Source organism: Streptomyces sp. NPDC002935, assembly GCF_040611295.1.
Taxonomy (GTDB): domain Bacteria; phylum Actinomycetota; class Actinomycetes; order Streptomycetales; family Streptomycetaceae; genus Streptomyces.
Window position 1 is genome coordinate 300,679 of the sequence record NZ_JBEXNW010000005.1, and the last position, 14,122, is coordinate 314,800.

At 73.7% G+C, this 14,122-nt stretch carries 14 protein-coding genes; 1 reads left to right on the plus strand and 13 read right to left on the minus strand.

Going from position 1 to position 14,122, the window contains the following annotated elements:
- Positions 1-12: 12 nt before the first annotated feature.
- The 6 genes from trpC to hisI form a co-directional block, all read right to left on the minus strand.
- On the minus strand, positions 13-822 hold the full coding sequence (gene trpC / locus ABZX90_RS09055; protein ID WP_351128600.1) for an indole-3-glycerol phosphate synthase TrpC: 810 nt from the start codon (positions 820-822) through the stop codon (positions 13-15).
- Positions 823-988: 166 nt separating this feature from the next.
- Complete coding sequence (locus tag ABZX90_RS09060; protein ID WP_351128602.1) at positions 989-1,441, minus strand: DUF2752 domain-containing protein; 453 nt, start codon at positions 1,439-1,441, stop codon at positions 989-991.
- 91 nt (positions 1,442-1,532) lie between these two features.
- Positions 1,533-1,781: an HGxxPAAW family protein gene (locus ABZX90_RS09065; RefSeq protein WP_351128605.1), complete on the minus strand. Its 249-nt coding sequence runs from the start codon at positions 1,779-1,781 to the stop codon at positions 1,533-1,535.
- Positions 1,782-1,942: 161 nt separating this feature from the next.
- Positions 1,943-2,596 (minus strand): TIGR02234 family membrane protein, encoded by a 654-nt coding sequence (locus ABZX90_RS09070; protein WP_351128607.1) that lies wholly within the window; start codon positions 2,594-2,596, stop codon positions 1,943-1,945.
- A 283-nt stretch (positions 2,597-2,879) separates the two neighbouring features.
- Positions 2,880-4,367 carry an anthranilate synthase component I gene (locus ABZX90_RS09075; protein ID WP_351128609.1) on the minus strand — a complete coding sequence of 496 codons (1,488 nt, stop codon included), beginning with the start codon at positions 4,365-4,367 and terminating at the stop codon, positions 2,880-2,882.
- 11 nt (positions 4,368-4,378) lie between these two features.
- Positions 4,379-4,792: a phosphoribosyl-AMP cyclohydrolase gene (gene hisI / locus ABZX90_RS09080; RefSeq protein WP_351128611.1), complete on the minus strand. Its 414-nt coding sequence runs from the start codon at positions 4,790-4,792 to the stop codon at positions 4,379-4,381.
- A 142-nt stretch (positions 4,793-4,934) separates the two neighbouring features.
- Here hisI and ABZX90_RS09085 point away from each other — a divergent pair, with 142 nt between their 5' ends.
- A complete protein-coding gene (locus ABZX90_RS09085) occupies positions 4,935-5,570 on the plus strand; it encodes a TIGR03085 family metal-binding protein (RefSeq protein ID WP_351128613.1) in 636 nt (211 codons plus the stop codon).
- A 126-nt stretch (positions 5,571-5,696) separates the two neighbouring features.
- Here the strand turns inward: ABZX90_RS09085 and ABZX90_RS09090 are convergent, their stop codons facing one another.
- The 7 genes from ABZX90_RS09090 to hisF form a co-directional block, all read right to left on the minus strand.
- A complete protein-coding gene (locus ABZX90_RS09090; RefSeq protein WP_355202824.1) occupies positions 5,697-6,962 on the minus strand; it encodes an MFS transporter in 1,266 nt (421 codons plus the stop codon).
- Between the two features lie 55 nt (positions 6,963-7,017).
- Complete coding sequence (locus tag ABZX90_RS09095) at positions 7,018-7,605, minus strand: helix-turn-helix domain-containing protein (protein ID WP_355202826.1); 588 nt, start codon at positions 7,603-7,605, stop codon at positions 7,018-7,020.
- A 187-nt stretch (positions 7,606-7,792) separates the two neighbouring features.
- The gene (locus ABZX90_RS09100; RefSeq protein ID WP_355202829.1) at positions 7,793-9,304 is read right to left on the minus strand and encodes a helix-turn-helix domain-containing protein; all 1,512 of its coding nucleotides are present in this window, start codon (positions 9,302-9,304) and stop codon (positions 7,793-7,795) included.
- Between the two features lie 113 nt (positions 9,305-9,417).
- A complete protein-coding gene (locus tag ABZX90_RS09105) occupies positions 9,418-9,966 on the minus strand; it encodes a helix-turn-helix transcriptional regulator (RefSeq protein ID WP_355202831.1) in 549 nt (182 codons plus the stop codon).
- A complete protein-coding gene (locus tag ABZX90_RS09110) occupies positions 9,885-11,420 on the minus strand; it encodes a hypothetical protein (RefSeq protein WP_355202834.1) in 1,536 nt (511 codons plus the stop codon). The genes ABZX90_RS09105 and ABZX90_RS09110 overlap by 82 nt, the downstream gene beginning before the upstream one ends.
- Positions 11,421-11,918: 498 nt before the next feature.
- The gene (locus ABZX90_RS09115) at positions 11,919-12,791 is read right to left on the minus strand and encodes a dienelactone hydrolase family protein (RefSeq protein WP_355202927.1); all 873 of its coding nucleotides are present in this window, start codon (positions 12,789-12,791) and stop codon (positions 11,919-11,921) included.
- 517 nt (positions 12,792-13,308) lie between these two features.
- Entirely contained in the window at positions 13,309-14,064 is a 756-nt protein-coding gene (hisF, locus tag ABZX90_RS09120) for an imidazole glycerol phosphate synthase subunit HisF (RefSeq protein WP_351128625.1), read from the minus strand.
- Positions 14,065-14,122: the final 58 nt, after the last annotated feature.

Sequence of the window (14,122 nt, forward strand, 5' to 3'; positions counted from 1 at the left end):
GACACCGGCAGGTCAGTCCCGTCCGTGCCGCAGGGCCGGGTGAGCGCCTGCCGCGACCAGGTCGGAGACGGCGGTCTTCGGGTCGCGGCCGGTGACGAGGGACTCGCCGACCAGGACCGCGTCGGCACCCGCGTTGGCGTACGCGATGAGGTCGTGCGGGCCGCGCACACCGGACTCGGCGATCTTGACGAGGCCGTCGGGGATCTCGGGGGCGAGCCGCTCGAAGGTCGTGCGGTCGACCTTCAGCGTCTTGAGGTTGCGCGCGTTGACACCGATGATCTTCGCGCCGGCGTCCACCGCCCGCTCGACCTCGTCCTCGTCGTGCACCTCGACCAGCGGCGTGAGCCCGATGGACACGGCGCGCTCGATGAGGGACTCCAGGGCAGGCTGTTCGAGGGCCGCCACGATGAGCAGCGCCAGGTCGGCGCCGTACGCGCGGGCCTCCCAGAGCTGGTAAGAGGTGACGATGAAGTCCTTGCGCAGCACCGGGACGTCCACGCGGGCGCGGACGGCCTCCAGGTCGGCGAGCGAACCGCCGAAGCGGCGCTGTTCGGTGAGGACGGAGATGACGGCGGCGCCGCCCGCCTCATAGTCGGCGGCCAGGGCCGCCGGGTCGGCGATCGCGGCGAGAGCGCCCTTGGACGGGCTGGACCGCTTGACCTCGCAGATGACCTTGACGCCGTCGCCGCGCAGGGCGGCCACGCCGTCCTTGGCCGCCGGAGCCTTCGCCGCGCGCTCCTTGAGCTCGTCGAGGCTGACGCGCGCCTGCCGCTCCGCGAGGTCGGCACGGACTCCGTCGATGATCTCGTCGAGCACACTCACGCGAGCGGCCCCCTTCCCTGCGGTGGACGGTTGAAGCGGTTGAGCTGCCGACCCGGGTTCACCGTCCCTGACGGAAAAGTCGGCTCACTGCGATGGTATCCGGAGGAAGGCGTAGCCCTCGCATCCGGTTGACGCCGGTCCCATTACCTGGACATTTGTCATTTGATCAAGGATGCAGCCAGCCGCCGGACGGCAGGTTCCGGACAACCGTGAAGACCAGCACCAACGCGCCCACGGTCCACAGGTGGACCGGTCCGAGATCGAGCCGCGCCGGCCGTCCGCGCGCCGCGCGGATCACCCAGACGGCCCACACCACCGCGAAGGCCAGGTAGCCGCCGACGGCGAGCGCGTTGTCCGTGAGCGCCGTGGCGAGGTCTCCGTGCACGAAGGCGTGCGCGCTGCGCAGACCGCCGCAGCCGGGGCAGTAGAGGCCGGTGAGGCGCAGCAGCGGACAGACCGGGTAGTGACCGGGCTGATTGGGGTCGACGGCCCCGACGTACGCGAAGGCTCCGACGACGGCCGCGAGCATCCCACCGGGGACGGCGAGCCGCCGCAGCACCGCACCGGCGCCCGTCCCGGTCCGCGTCACGCTCTGGGTTTCGGCGTTCACCCGACGCATTCTGCCCTTCGCGCGTGGCGGGCGCGCGTCCGCATATGCCGAAGGCGGCCCCGGCGTGTGCCGGGACCGCCTTCGGCGGAGCCTCGGTGGGTCAGGCGTCGGCGCTCACGGTCTCGCGAGCGGTACGCGCGGGCTGCTCGGCCGCGGTCTTGGGCTGGCCCAGCCCCATGCTCCGCATGACCATGCCGACGACACCGCCCAGGACCACGACGACCATGCCGCCCCAGAAGCCCAGCGGTTCGGCCATCACCATGTAGGCACCCGCGATGCAGAAACCGATGAAGGCGATGATGACACCGGTCCAGGCGGCCGGGGTGTGACCGTGGCTGCTGCCCGCCATGACTTGCTCCTCGTTGCTGTATGCGTGTGTGAGTCGGACGCTCACCGTCCATTGTCCCGTACGTACGGGCCTGCCGTGAGCGGGGGGGTCGTGCCTCGCGCGTCCGTCCGGCCGAGTCACGACGAAGGACCCGGGGCGTACGGCCCGCCGGGCGCCGGGACCTAGGTCCCGGCCGGGTCGGGACCGGTCGGGTCCTCGCCCCGGTCGAGTGCCTTCCAGAGGTCCTCGGGGCGGTCGGGGTCGACCGGCTTGGCCTTGCGGGGCCGGGGCCTGCCGTCCCGCTCGTAGCGGCCGGACATGGCCGGCCACAGACGTCCGTAGCGGACGGCGAGCAGCCCGGCGAGCAGGATGAGCGCTCCACCGGCGGCGGCGACGTACGGCCAGACGGTGTGGCTGAGCGCGCCCGCGGTGGCGGCGGTGTTGCCGGAGGCGGCGGCGGCCCGCTCGTCGAGGGCGGAGCTGTCGCTCGCGCCGAGGACGGCGGCGACGACCGTGCCCGCTCCGGAGAGCGCGAGCAGCGCGGAGACCAGGAGGCGGCCGGAGCGGCGTACGGCGAAGACGGCGACGAGCGCGGCGAGGCCGACTATGGCGAGCGCCGCGGGCACGCCCGTGACGTCGCTGCCCTTGACGGTCAGCGGGAAGGCGCCGCCGGCCACGGTCGCGGTCCCCTCCGCCCAGCTCTGCCGGGTGGACAGCAGGGCCACGGCCGCGCCGAGCGCGCCGCTCAGCAGGGTCACGGCGAGGCTGCGGCGGCCGGACCGGGCGGGTCCCGCGGCTTCGGATCGGGGGTGAGGTACAGCAGTCACGTCGTCCACTATCGCCTGAACCCCGGGCGAACCGTCACCCGGGTTCACGTGAGCCTCGTCCCAGTGCCCGTCGCCGACGCTCGTACGGCCCGGGTCGCACCCGCGTCTGCCGGCGTCCGGAGCGGGCGGTACGACCCCGGGCGGGCGCGGTCGGCCGAGGCCCGGAGCGGGCGGTAAGACCCTGGGCGGGCGCGGTCGGCCGACGTCCGGAGTCGGCGGTACGAGACCCCCGGCGGGCGCGGTCGGCCGGGCTCCGGCGGGCCGCCGGACGGCTGTCCGGGCCGGTTCGCCCCTACCGGCCGAGACGGTTGGCCGTGTGCACCGCGCGCAGGACCGCCGCCGCCTTGTTGCGGCACTCGTCGTCCTCCGCGGCCGGCACCGAGTCGGCGACGATGCCGGCGCCGGCCTGGACGTACGCCGTGCCGTCGCGCAGCAGGGCCGTACGGATGGCGATGGCGGTGTCGGAGTCGCCGGCGAAGTCGAGGTAGCCGACGCAGCCGCCGTACAACCCGCGCCGGGACGGCTCCAGTTCGTCGATGATCTGCATCGCGCGCGGCTTGGGCGCGCCGGAGAGGGTGCCGGCGGGGAAGCAGGCGGTGAGCACGTCGAAGGCCGTACGGCCCGCGGCGACCCGGCCGGTCACCGTGGAGACGATGTGCATCACGTGCGAGTACCGCTCGATGGACATGAAGTCGACTACCTCGACGGAGCCGGGCTCGCAGACCCGTCCGAGGTCGTTGCGCCCGAGGTCGACGAGCATGAGGTGCTCGGCGCGCTCCTTGGGGTCGGCGAGCAGCTCGTCGGCGAGTGCCTGGTCGTCCTGGACGGTCGCGCCGCGCGGCCGGGTGCCCGCGATCGGGTGCACCATCGCCTGCCCGCCCTCGACCTTGACCAGGGCCTCCGGGGAGGAGCCGACGACGTCGAAGCCGTCGAAGCGGAACAGGTACATGTACGGCGACGGGTTGGTCGCCCGGAGTACCCGGTAGACGTCCAACGCGCTGGCCGTGCACGGTGTTTCGAAGCGCTGGGAGGGGACGACCTGGAAGGCCTCGCCGGCCCGGATGCGCTCCTTGATGTCCTCGACGGCGTCCTGGAAGTCGGGGCCGCCCCAGAGCGCGGTGTACTCGGGGAGTTCGGAGGGCGGGAGCGCGGCGGGCGGCTGGGACACCGCGCGCGAGAGGTCGGCCTCCATGGCGTCGAGGCGGGCGACGGCGTCCGCGTAGGCCTCGTCGACGCCGGTGTCCAGGTCGTTGTGGTTGATCGCGTTGGCGATCAGCTGGACCGAGCCGTCCCAGTGGTCCAGGACGGCCAGGTCGCTGGTGAGCAGCATGGTCAGCTCGGGCAGTTTCAGGTCGTCCCGGTCGCCGGGGCCGATCTTCTCCAGGCGGCGCACGATGTCGTAGCCCAGATAGCCGACCATGCCGCCGGTGAACGGGGGCAGTCCCTCGCCGTGCGGGGTGTGCAGCGCCTCGATGGTGGCGCGCAGGGCCGCGAGCGGATCACCGTCCACGGGAACGCCGACGGGCGGGGTGCCGAGCCAGTGCGCCTGTCCGTCCCGCTCGGTGAGGGTCGCGGCGGAGCGGACTCCCACGAAGGAGTAGCGGGACCAGGACAGGGAGGTGCGGCCGTTCTCGGCGGATTCGAGCAGGAACGTGCCGGGGCGCTCGGCGGCCAGCTTGCGGTAGAGCGCGACCGGCGTGTCGCCGTCCGCGAGCAGTTTGCGGCTGACGGGGATGACACGGCGGTCGGTGGCCAGCTTGCGGAACGTCTCGAGATCCATGGCGGCTGACCTTACTGATTCCGGGCCGGTACGCCGGAATCGGCGTCCTCGGGGCGGTGGCCGGCGTCCTTCAGCAGCACGTCGGCGTCGAAGCAGGTGCGGGCTCCGGTGTGGCAGGCGGCGCCCACCTGGTCGACCCGCACGAGGACGGTGTCGGCGTCGCAGTCCAGGGCCACGGACTTGACGTGCTGGAAGTGGCCGGAGGTGTCGCCCTTGACCCAGTACTCCTGGCGGCTGCGCGACCAGTAGGTGCAGCGGCCGGTGGTGAGCGTGCGATGCAGGGCCTCGTCGTCCATCCAGCCGAGCATCAGCACCTCACCGGTGTCGTACTGCTGGGCGATGGCGGGGACGAGTCCGTCGGCGCTGCGCTTGAGGCGGGCGGCGATCTCGGGGTCCAGGCTGCTGGGCGAAGGCGTGCTGGTCATGGATGCCATTGTGCCGCGCCGGACCGGCGTATCCGGCCGTTGTCCACAGGCCGGACCGGGTGGTTGTCCACAGGCCGGACGCCGTCGGATCCGCCGCGCTCTCCGCTGGGCGGAGCGGCTGCCCGGTCGTAGGCTGGCTGGCATGTCGACCCATGCCAAGCGTGAACGACTTCTCCTCGCCGACCTGTTGGATTCCGTGGGCCCGGACGCCCCGACGCTGTGCGAGGGCTGGAACAGCCGGGATCTCGCCGCGCACGTGGTGGTCCGTGAGCGCCGCCCCGACGCCGCGGGCGGCCTCCTCGTCAAGCAGCTCGCGCCCCGACTCGAACGGGTGATGGCCGAGTTCGCGGAGAGGCCGTACGAGGAGCTGATCCGGCTGATCCGTACCGGGCCGCCCCGCCTCTCCCCGTTCTCGCTGAAGCAGCTCGACGAGGCGTCGAACGTGGTCGAGTTCTACGTCCACACCGAGGACGTGCGGCGCGCGCAGCCGGACTGGACGCCGCGCGAGCTGGACGCGGTGTTCCAGGAGGCCCTGTGGTCGCGCCTGGAGCGTACGGCCCGGCTGATGGGCCGCGGCGCCCCGACGGGTGTGGTCCTGCGCCGCCCGAACGGCCAGACGACGGTGCTGAACAAGGGCACGCCGGTCGTGACGGTGACCGGCGAGCCCTCGGAACTGCTGCTGTTCGCGTTCGGCCGTCAGGGGATGGCGGACGTCGAGCTGGACGGCGACAAGGACGCGATCGCCAAGCTCCACGAGGCGAAGCAGATCGGGATCTGAGGACGCCGGCCTCGGGTCCTTCGGCCGAGGCCGCCCCCTTCGGCCGCGCCGGACCCTTAGGCCGTGCCGGACCCTTCGGCCGCGGCCGAGCAACGCGACGAGTACTTCGCCGGCGTCCCCGGCCGGTCAGCGGGGCAGTTCGGCGCGCCGCAGGTCCCGTACGCCGAGGGCGAGGACGCCGCCGAGGCCGCACACCGCGGCGCTGGTGACGAAGACCGGTCCGGTGCCCCACCAGCCGACCGCGGCGGCGGTCAGCGGCATGCTGAGCGGCGCGAGGCCCAGGCTGACGATGCCGGCGACGGCGGTGACCCGGCCCAGGTAGGCGGGGTCGGACTGGGTCTGGAGCAGCGCGCCGCACAGGGCGCCGCTGAGACCGGCGAGCAGTCCGACGAGGAGGGCGACGCCGACGGCCCCGGCGACGCTCGGCACGAAGGCGAGCGCGCCGATCGCCACGGAGCCACCGAGGATGGCCACGGCGGCCACGGTCCCCGCGCGCGGCAGTCGTCCGCGCAGGGTCAGCAGCAGTGCGGCGGCTCCCGCGCCGACGCCGAACGCGGCGATCACCCAGCCCATCCCGGACGCGCCCCAGCCGCGCCGGTCGGCGAGCAGGGTCAGTCCCACGTTCAGCGGTCCCACGAAGCCGAGGTCGCCGAGGGCGATGGCGGCGATGAGCGGGGCGAGGACGCGGTGGCCGCGGATGTAGCGCAGGCCGTCGCGGAGGTCGCGCCAGGCGGTGCGGTCCACCGGGTCCGCCGCGTCGTCCGAGGGCAGTTCCCGCATGCGTACGGAGATCAGCAGCGGCACCGACACGGCGATGAGCCCGCCCGCCAGCGCGAACGCCGTCGCCGAGCCGCCGAGGGCCACCGCGAGGCCGCCGAGCGGGGCGCCCAGCACATTGGCGAAGCGGACCGCGAGACCCCGCATGCCCTGCACCCGGGCGAGCTGGTCCCGGCCCGTGACCCGGGCGGGAAGGGCGCCCACGGCGGGCATGAACACGGCGTCGACGATGCCGAAGACGACGGCGAGCAGGGCCAGCAGCCACAGCCCGGGACTGGTCGTGAAGAGCAGCGCGGCGATCGTCAGCACGGCCGCGCAGCGCACCGCGTCGCTGCCGATGACGACCTTCCTCGGCCCGAAGCGGTCGGCGACCACTCCCCCGCCCAGCATCAGCAGGGCACGCGGCACGGCGCTGACGGCCATCACGAGCCCGGCCTGGGAGGGCGTACCGGCCTGGACGGCGGCCCAGGACAGCGCGATGTAGAGGACGTTGTCGCCGATCATCGACGAGGTGTAGGCACCGAGCCAGCGCAGGACGTTGCCATCGCGGTGTGCGGGCCTCCCGGAGGCCTGGGCGGGGTCCTGGGTGGGGGTGGGTATTGCGGTCGTGGTCACGGGGCCGAGTCCTCTCGGGGTCGGACGCGCTCGCTGGGGCGGACGGGCTCTCGGGTCAGGTGCGGAACGGGAATCCGTACAGGTGCAGCGCGACGTTCTCGCGCCCTTCGGTGTCACCGGACGCTTCCTCCGCGCGGCCCTTCTCGTCGTACTTCCGGATGACGTCGCGCAACTCCTTGTTGAGTTCGGTCAGTTCGGCCGGTGTCAGGCGCAGCGTGGACTCGACGTCGGATGACGCGCCGGTCCACTCGGCGCCCCAGGCGTGCCGCTCGTCCAGGTAGCGCCGGTAGAGGCCGGCGCGCTGGTCGACGAGAAGCCGGGCGAACGCGGTGTGGGCGGCGGCCTTCTCCGGCGCGCTCCGGAAGTCCTCGTCGTGGACGCTCAGCCCTTGCGACGCGGGCTGCCACCAGCGCTCACGGCCGTCCCCGCTGCGCGGCTCGGCCTCCTCGATCAGCCCGTGCTCGGCGAGCTTGCGCAGGTGGTAACTGACGAGCGAGGGCGCCTCGTCGACCTGCTCGCCCAGCTGGGAAGCGGTGGCCGCGCCGGCGATGTGCAGGGCGCGGTACAGCTGCATCCGCAGCGGATGGGCGATCGCCTTCAGCGTGCCCATGTCGGTGATCCGGCGGTCTTCCTTGCGCGTCATATCCTCACGCTAGATGTGAAAGAGAAGTTGCGCAATCAAAATTGCGCAATTTCCCTTTCACATCTTCGTCGAAGGAAGCCCCGGCCACCCGATGGCCGGGGCTTCCTTCGCGGACGGGATCAGCGCACGGAACGCCGGCCGCCGGCGGCGATCGGGCGAACGGTCACGGCGGGTCGAGCGCGGACGGTCACGGCGGGTCGAGCAGGGAGTGGGCGGCCAGGGCCAGCGACAGCTCCACGACGTCCGCGGGCCGGGTCAGCGAGCGGCCGGTGAGCTGTTCGCAGCGGCGCAGCCGGTTCAGGACCGTGTTGCGGTGGCAGTAGAGCCGGCCGGCGGCCCGCTGGGCGGAACCGTCGCAGGCGAGCCAGGCCGTCAGCGTGTCCAGCATGATGTCCCGGTCGGACAGGTCCAGCCGCAGCAGCGGCCCGAGAACCCGCTCGGAGAGCGCCGCGCCGAGAACCGGCGCGGAGACGACGAGCGCGGCGGGCAGATGCTCCTCCAGCACGACGGTTCCGCCGGACCGCGGGCACGCCCGCAGCGCCGTGTCGGCCAGGCGACGGGCGTCACCGATCGCCGCGAGACCGTCAACCACCGGGCTCACCCCGACTCGCGCGATCGCCGGGGCGGTCAGCCGACGGGCGATCTCCCCGGCGTCCGTGTCGAGCCCGTGCGTCCGGGGGCGCTCCGCGTCACGGCCGTACCCGCGGCCCGGACCGCCCTCGGCGGCCGAGGCGGCCTTCGGCTCGGGACCTGCGTCGAGGAGACCGCTCTCATGGCCGTGACCCGGTTCGTCCCCGTCGCAGCCGTGGTCGCCGTGGTCGCCGTGGTCGCCGTGGTCGCCGTGGTCGCCGTGGTCGCCGTGGTCGCCGTGGTCGCCGTGGTCGCCGTGGTCGCCGTGGTCGCCGAGCAGGACGATGCCGTAGCTCCCGCCGTTGTCCCGGTCTCGGTCGCGGTACCAGAGGACCCGGAAGCCCGAAAGGTGCACCTGGCCCCGCGCGTCCGCGAACGCCCGCCCGACCGGCAGGCGGGCCAGCACGACCGCGTACCGGCCCTGCTCGGGAAGCCCGAGGGCGGCCGCGGTGGCCGGCAGATCCGCGATCCGTGCGGTGCCGTCGAGCAGCGCGGCCGTCATCAGCCGCAGCCGGTTCTCCCTGCGCCACATCAGCTCGCGCTCCGTCTGACGGTAGGCGTCGGCCACGACGGCACAGTGGTCGTCGACGAAGTTCCACACGTCGGCGGCCACATGCACGAGCAGACGGGCGTCGGAGGGGTGGCGGCGGGTCGTCTCGTCGACGAGCTCCTGCCAGACCATGCCGCCGCCCAGCCGGAAGGCGCGCAGCAGGGCGTCCAGCGGGAAGCCGCGTTCGGCACGGGCCCTGCCGATGGCCCAGGAGCAGCGCTGGGCGGCCTCGCGCAGCTCACCCGGGCGGATCAACGATCCGACGTTGAGCCGCAGCGAGCGCTGTACCTCGTCACGCACGCTCTCCGCGTCGGCCTCCATGGCCGCGCGGTACGCGGGTTCGCGCTCCCTGAGGAGGTCCATCAGGCGTTCCGTGAGTTCGGGCAGCCCGGCCATCAGCGCCCGGGCGGCGCGGTGCAGTACCGAGAGGGCCTCCGCGTCCACGGCCGGGCGGGCGGCCCGTACCGGGGGCCGCGGTCCGGGCAGGGGCCGAACGTGGGCGGGTACGAGGTGCTGCATCGCTGTCCTCCACCGGAGTCGGCTCGGTCCGGACCGCCCGGTCGGCCGACGCGCGGCACACGGGTGCTCCGGACCTCCTGATCCCGCAGGATGACATACCGCCCGGTCGGTACCTAGGGGTGTGCGGTGGTCTTCTCGGCCCGGTCCACCATTCGGGAGAGCTCGACGCGGGATCGGACGCCCAGGGTGGCGAAGACATTGCGCAGGTGATGGTCCACGGTGCGGGGGCTCACGGACAGGCGCAGCGCCACTTCGCGATTGGTGGCGCCCTCGGCCACGCAGCGGGCGATCCGCAGCTGCTGGGGGGTCAGGAGCGCGAGCGGACCGGCCGGCTCACACGGTCCGGCGTCCCCGGTGGCCCGCAGTTCGGCCCGGGCCTGCGCGGCCCAGCCGAGTGCTCCGCCGCGCTCGAAGGACACCAGGGCGTCCCGCAGCCGGCCGCGGGCCTCACCCGGTCTGCGCCGGCGTCGCAGCCAGGCGCCGTACAGGAGTTGGGTGCGGCCGCGTTCGAAGTCCCCGGCCACCTCGTCGTGTCGGTCGAGCGCGGTGGTGAACAGTGCCTCGCGTTCCTCGGGGCCGCTCAGCAGCGCACGGCAGCGGGCCAGTTGGGCCGGGGCCTGGGGATCGGCACCCTGCGCGGCCCAGTGGGCGAACTCGGCCACCGCGGACCGGGCGGCCTCCGACTGGCCGGTGCGGGCCGCCGCCTCCACGAAGCAGGGGACGGCGAGCATCCGTACCGCGAAGTGACCGCGGCGCGGGCCCGCGCCCACTGGGACAGCGTGGCCGCCTGCGCGAGACCGTGGGGCGCGGCGACGCGTTCGGCGGCCGCGGCATGCTCCGCGACGGCCTCCGAGGACCCCTCGACCGACGCCACCAGCGCGAGGATCGCGTGGTGGTGTGCCGCGAGGTTGCTCTGACCGGCGCCGAGGGCCGTGCGCAGACCGTCCTCGGCGTGGGCGCGGGCCCGCGCGTGCCGGCCGGCACGCAGCTCTCCGTAGGCCAGGCGTTCCAGCGCCTGGGCGATCAGGATGTGCGGGCCCCGGGCCCTGGCGACGGCGAGCGCACGGGAGTTGGCGCGGCAGGCGGCGGGGAGGTCACCGACGACGAGGGCGGCGCTCCCGGCCCGCAGAAGGATCTCCGGGCCGTCGAGGGTCCCGGCCTCCCCCGCTCCGGCCACCACCTCCCGCAGCCATCGCCGTCCGGTGTCCGGGCGCCCGCGCATCACCGCGGACATCCCCTCCCGGTACGCCGCGAGCCGCCGGTCGGATGCGGGCTGTTCCTGAGTGTGGTGCGGGGCTTCCAGGTCCAGGGCCTCCAGGTCCAGGGCTTCCACGCACGCCGCCGCGTCGCCCATCGCCCAGGACGCCTCGACGGCGGCGAGCCGGGCGGCCAGGGCGTGGTGGGCGTCGGTGGGAGCCAGTAACTCGGCGGCCAGCAGCAGCGCTTCACGGGCGTCGGCGACCGGGCCGTCCTGGAGGGCGAGCTGCCCGCCGACCAGTTGGGCCGCCCCGCGCACGGCGTCGCGCGAGCCCTCGCACCCGGCCCGCGCGAGCAACTCCCGCGCGCGGTGCGGCAGTCCGGCGAGCCTCGCGTGATCGGCGGCGTTGATCAGGCGGACGGCGCGCGGGCCCTCGTCGGCGGCGAGTTCGGCCGACCGCGCCCAGGCCGCCGAACGCTCCGCGTGCGTCGGTCCGCCGCCCGGCAGCTCCGCCGCGGCGGCGAGCGCGTCGCCGAGGCCGGGGGCGGGAGCGGTGGCCGCCGAGGCCCGGTGGAAGAGGACGGGCAGGGCGCGCGGACCCCCTGCGTGGGCCTCGGCCAGCAGACGGTGGGCCGCGCGGCGACGGGCGGGCGGGACGGCCGCGTAGACGGTACGGGCCAGGCACGGATCGACGACGCGGATGCGGCCCCCGGCGAGTTCGAGGAGTCCCGCGGCCTCGGCGGCGTCCAGCGCACCCGCGTCGAGTCCGCCCGCCCCGGCCGCCCCGAGCACCACCACGGCGTCCGCCCCGGCCGCCCTCCCGTCCCGCTCCCGCTCGGCCGCCACCAACAGCAGCAACAGGTCCGCCCTGGCCGGCGCGGCGGGCGGCCGGACCGCACGGGTGGCGTCGCCCGGCACGGCGGGCGGCCGGACCGAACAGGTGCCGTCGCCCGGCGCGGTGGGCGGCGGCGCCGTGGAACCCGGCTCGGCGAGCGGTTCCGGCTCGCGCCCGGGAGCGGGTGCCCGACCGGGCTCGCGGCTGCGGTCCGGTTCGTTCGACGTACCCCGAGCGGGGGGCGGTAACGTGCTCCGGCCCGCGGTCCGGAGAGGACTTCGCACTGTCGCGTTTCCGGTCACGACCGTCACGTTACTTCTGCGTAAACGACGGCGGAAGTCCCGCGTTCCCTTGTCCCGCTGGGCCCGCAAACCCCTTGTGACCAGGGCGGACAGGCCCTGACAGGGGTCGTCGCTGGGCGCGCTCCCAGGCCCGGCGGGCAAGGCTTGTGCGCCCGCACAAGGACGGCGGCGGGGTGCCGTGCGAGCACCCGTATACCGCGCGGGCCAGAGACACACGACGGTGACCGCCACCGCGAACGGTGGCCGTCACCTGCGCACGGGTCGGACCGTGCGGGCGGGTCAGGAGGTGTGCGGGCAGTTGCCCCGGTACTCGGCGATCGTCAGCGAGGCCTGCGGCAGCGGGCAGAGGAACTGCTCATAGCGGGTGTCATTGTCGATGAACCGCTTCAGCCACGAAATGCTGTATTTCGCGATCGTCGTGTTCGAGCTGTTGGGCGTGAAGTGGGTGGCACCCCTGAGTTCCAGGTACGCCTTGTCGAGCGTGCTCGGAAGACTCTGGTAGAAGGGCTCGGAGTGCGTGGCCACCGGTGCGATCGTGTCTCCGTCGGCACCCACGATCAGGGTCGGCGTCTTGATCTCCGGCCAGGTGGTGTCCCGGTTCCAGCCGGTGAGCGGGATCGCCGCCTGGAGCGAGGGGCGGCTCTTCGCTGCCTCCAACGTGCCGCCACCGCCCATCGAGTGGCCCATGACACCGAGCCGGCTGCTGTCGATCCTGGTCCGCACGGAACTGCTCTGGGTCAGGTAGTCGAGCGCGGCCAGCAACTGCCGGCCACGGCTGTCGGGCTGGTCGAGGGTGGTGAGGGTGTCGATGGTGAACACCACGAAGCCCTGCGAGGCGAGCCGGGGCCCGAGCCAGGCGATGGACGACTGGTAGGCGGTGTACCCGGGTGAGATGACGACCGCGCCGAAGGTGCCGTCGCTGGTCGAGGTCGGATAGTAGACGGTGCCGCCGCCGAAGCCGCTCACGGACAGCGAGGAGACGATGGTCTGGGAGACGGCGTACGACCCACGGGCCGCCTCGATACTGGCGTTCGTGGGGGCGGGGCCACGCTCGTACGGGTTCGCGGCGGCCTGCGCCGAGACGACCGGTGCTCCGACGGCCTGCGCTCCGGTGGCCTGCGCGGCGACGAGGCCGCCCGCGGCCAGGAGCACCGCGAGACCGGCCCGCGCCAGACGGCTCGTGAGCCGGTGCGGGCGGCGGGAGGACGGGGCGGGGCCGACGGGTGCGGCGGGGAAGGGGCGGTTCGGCTGCTGCACGGGTGCATCCTCTCGGTGAGGGAGGACGGACCCGCGCCGCGGTCGTAGCGCCGCCCTGGCATCGGTGTCGAAAGGCGCACGCTGCGAAACGGCGGGGTCCGTCTCGGTGGTTGCGGTGGCAACTGTCCGCCCCGGACCCGGCCCGTACATCGGCAGAATCACCGGTCTTGGCCCGCCGCCACCCCACATCCGACACACCGCATCCGACACACCGTGGAACCCGCGCATCAAGGCCCGCGGCACGCGTCCCCTTCGCCACGGAGCACAGAGCACAGAGCTCGGCACGCGGCACGCGGCACGCGGCACGCGGCACGCGGACAGGGAACGAACGACAAGGAACGACAACGAACACGGCCCGCGCCCGGCAGCGGAGGCTGCCTGGGTGCGGGCCGTGAACGGTGGCGCGGGATCGTCAGCGGACGGGATGCCCCGCGCCTCGCAGGGTCTCCTTGACCTCGCCGATCCGCAGGTCCCCGAAGTGGAAGACGGACGCGGCCAGCACCGCGTCGGCGCCCGCCTCGATGGCCGGCGGGAAGTGGTCGAGCCGGCCTGCTCCGCCGCTGGCGATCAGCGGAACGGTGACGTGCTTGCGTACGGCCTCGATCATCTCGATGTCGTAGCCGTCCTTCGTGCCGTCCGCGTCCATCGAGTTGAGCAGGATCTCGCCCGCGCCCAGGTCGGCGGCCCGATGGGCCCACTCGACGGCGTCGATGCCGGTGCCCTTGCGGCCGCCGTGGGTGGTCACCTCGAAGGAACCGTCCGCGGTCCTGCGCGCGTCCACCGACAGCACCAGGACCTGCCGTCCGAACCGCTCCGCGATCTCCCGGATGAGGTCGGGCCGGGCGATGGCGGCCGTGTTGACACCGACCTTGTCGGCGCCGGCCCGCAGCAGCTTGTCGACGTCCTCGGCGGTGCGGACACCGCCGCCGACCGTCAGCGGGATGAAGACCTGCTCGGCCGTGCGGCGCACCACGTCGTACGTGGTCTCACGGTTGCCCGAGGACGCGGTGATGTCCAGGAACGTGAGCTCGTCGGCGCCCTCGGCGTCGTACACCTTGGCCATCTCGACGGGATCGCCCGCGTCCCGCAGGTTCTGGAAGTTGACGCCCTTCACGACCCGGCCGTTGTCCACGTCCAGGCAGGGAATCACTCGGACCGCCAGGGTCATGACTGCGCTTCTCCCTGTTCTGTGTGGCCTTCGCCGGACTGCTCCGCGTGGCCTTGGC

What these genes read in the sequence shown, in the direction of transcription:
- ABZX90_RS09060 (WP_351128602.1), bottom strand. Translation starts at nt 1,441, where the DNA reads ATGCGTCGGGTGAACGCCGAAACCCAGAGCGTGACGCGGACCGGGACG.
- ABZX90_RS09065 (WP_351128605.1), bottom strand. Translation starts at nt 1,781, where the DNA reads ATGGCGGGCAGCAGCCACGGTCACACCCCGGCCGCCTGGACCGGTGTC.
- ABZX90_RS09075 (WP_351128609.1), bottom strand. Translation starts at nt 4,367, where the DNA reads ATGGATCTCGAGACGTTCCGCAAGCTGGCCACCGACCGCCGTGTCATC.
- hisI (WP_351128611.1), bottom strand. Translation starts at nt 4,792, where the DNA reads ATGACCAGCACGCCTTCGCCCAGCAGCCTGGACCCCGAGATCGCCGCC.
- ABZX90_RS09085 (WP_351128613.1), top strand. Translation starts at nt 4,935, where the DNA reads ATGTCGACCCATGCCAAGCGTGAACGACTTCTCCTCGCCGACCTGTTG.
- ABZX90_RS09095 (WP_355202826.1), bottom strand. Translation starts at nt 7,605, where the DNA reads ATGACGCGCAAGGAAGACCGCCGGATCACCGACATGGGCACGCTGAAG.
- ABZX90_RS09100 (WP_355202829.1), bottom strand. Translation starts at nt 9,304, where the DNA reads ATGCAGCACCTCGTACCCGCCCACGTTCGGCCCCTGCCCGGACCGCGG.
- hisF (WP_351128625.1), bottom strand. Translation starts at nt 14,064, where the DNA reads ATGACCCTGGCGGTCCGAGTGATTCCCTGCCTGGACGTGGACAACGGC.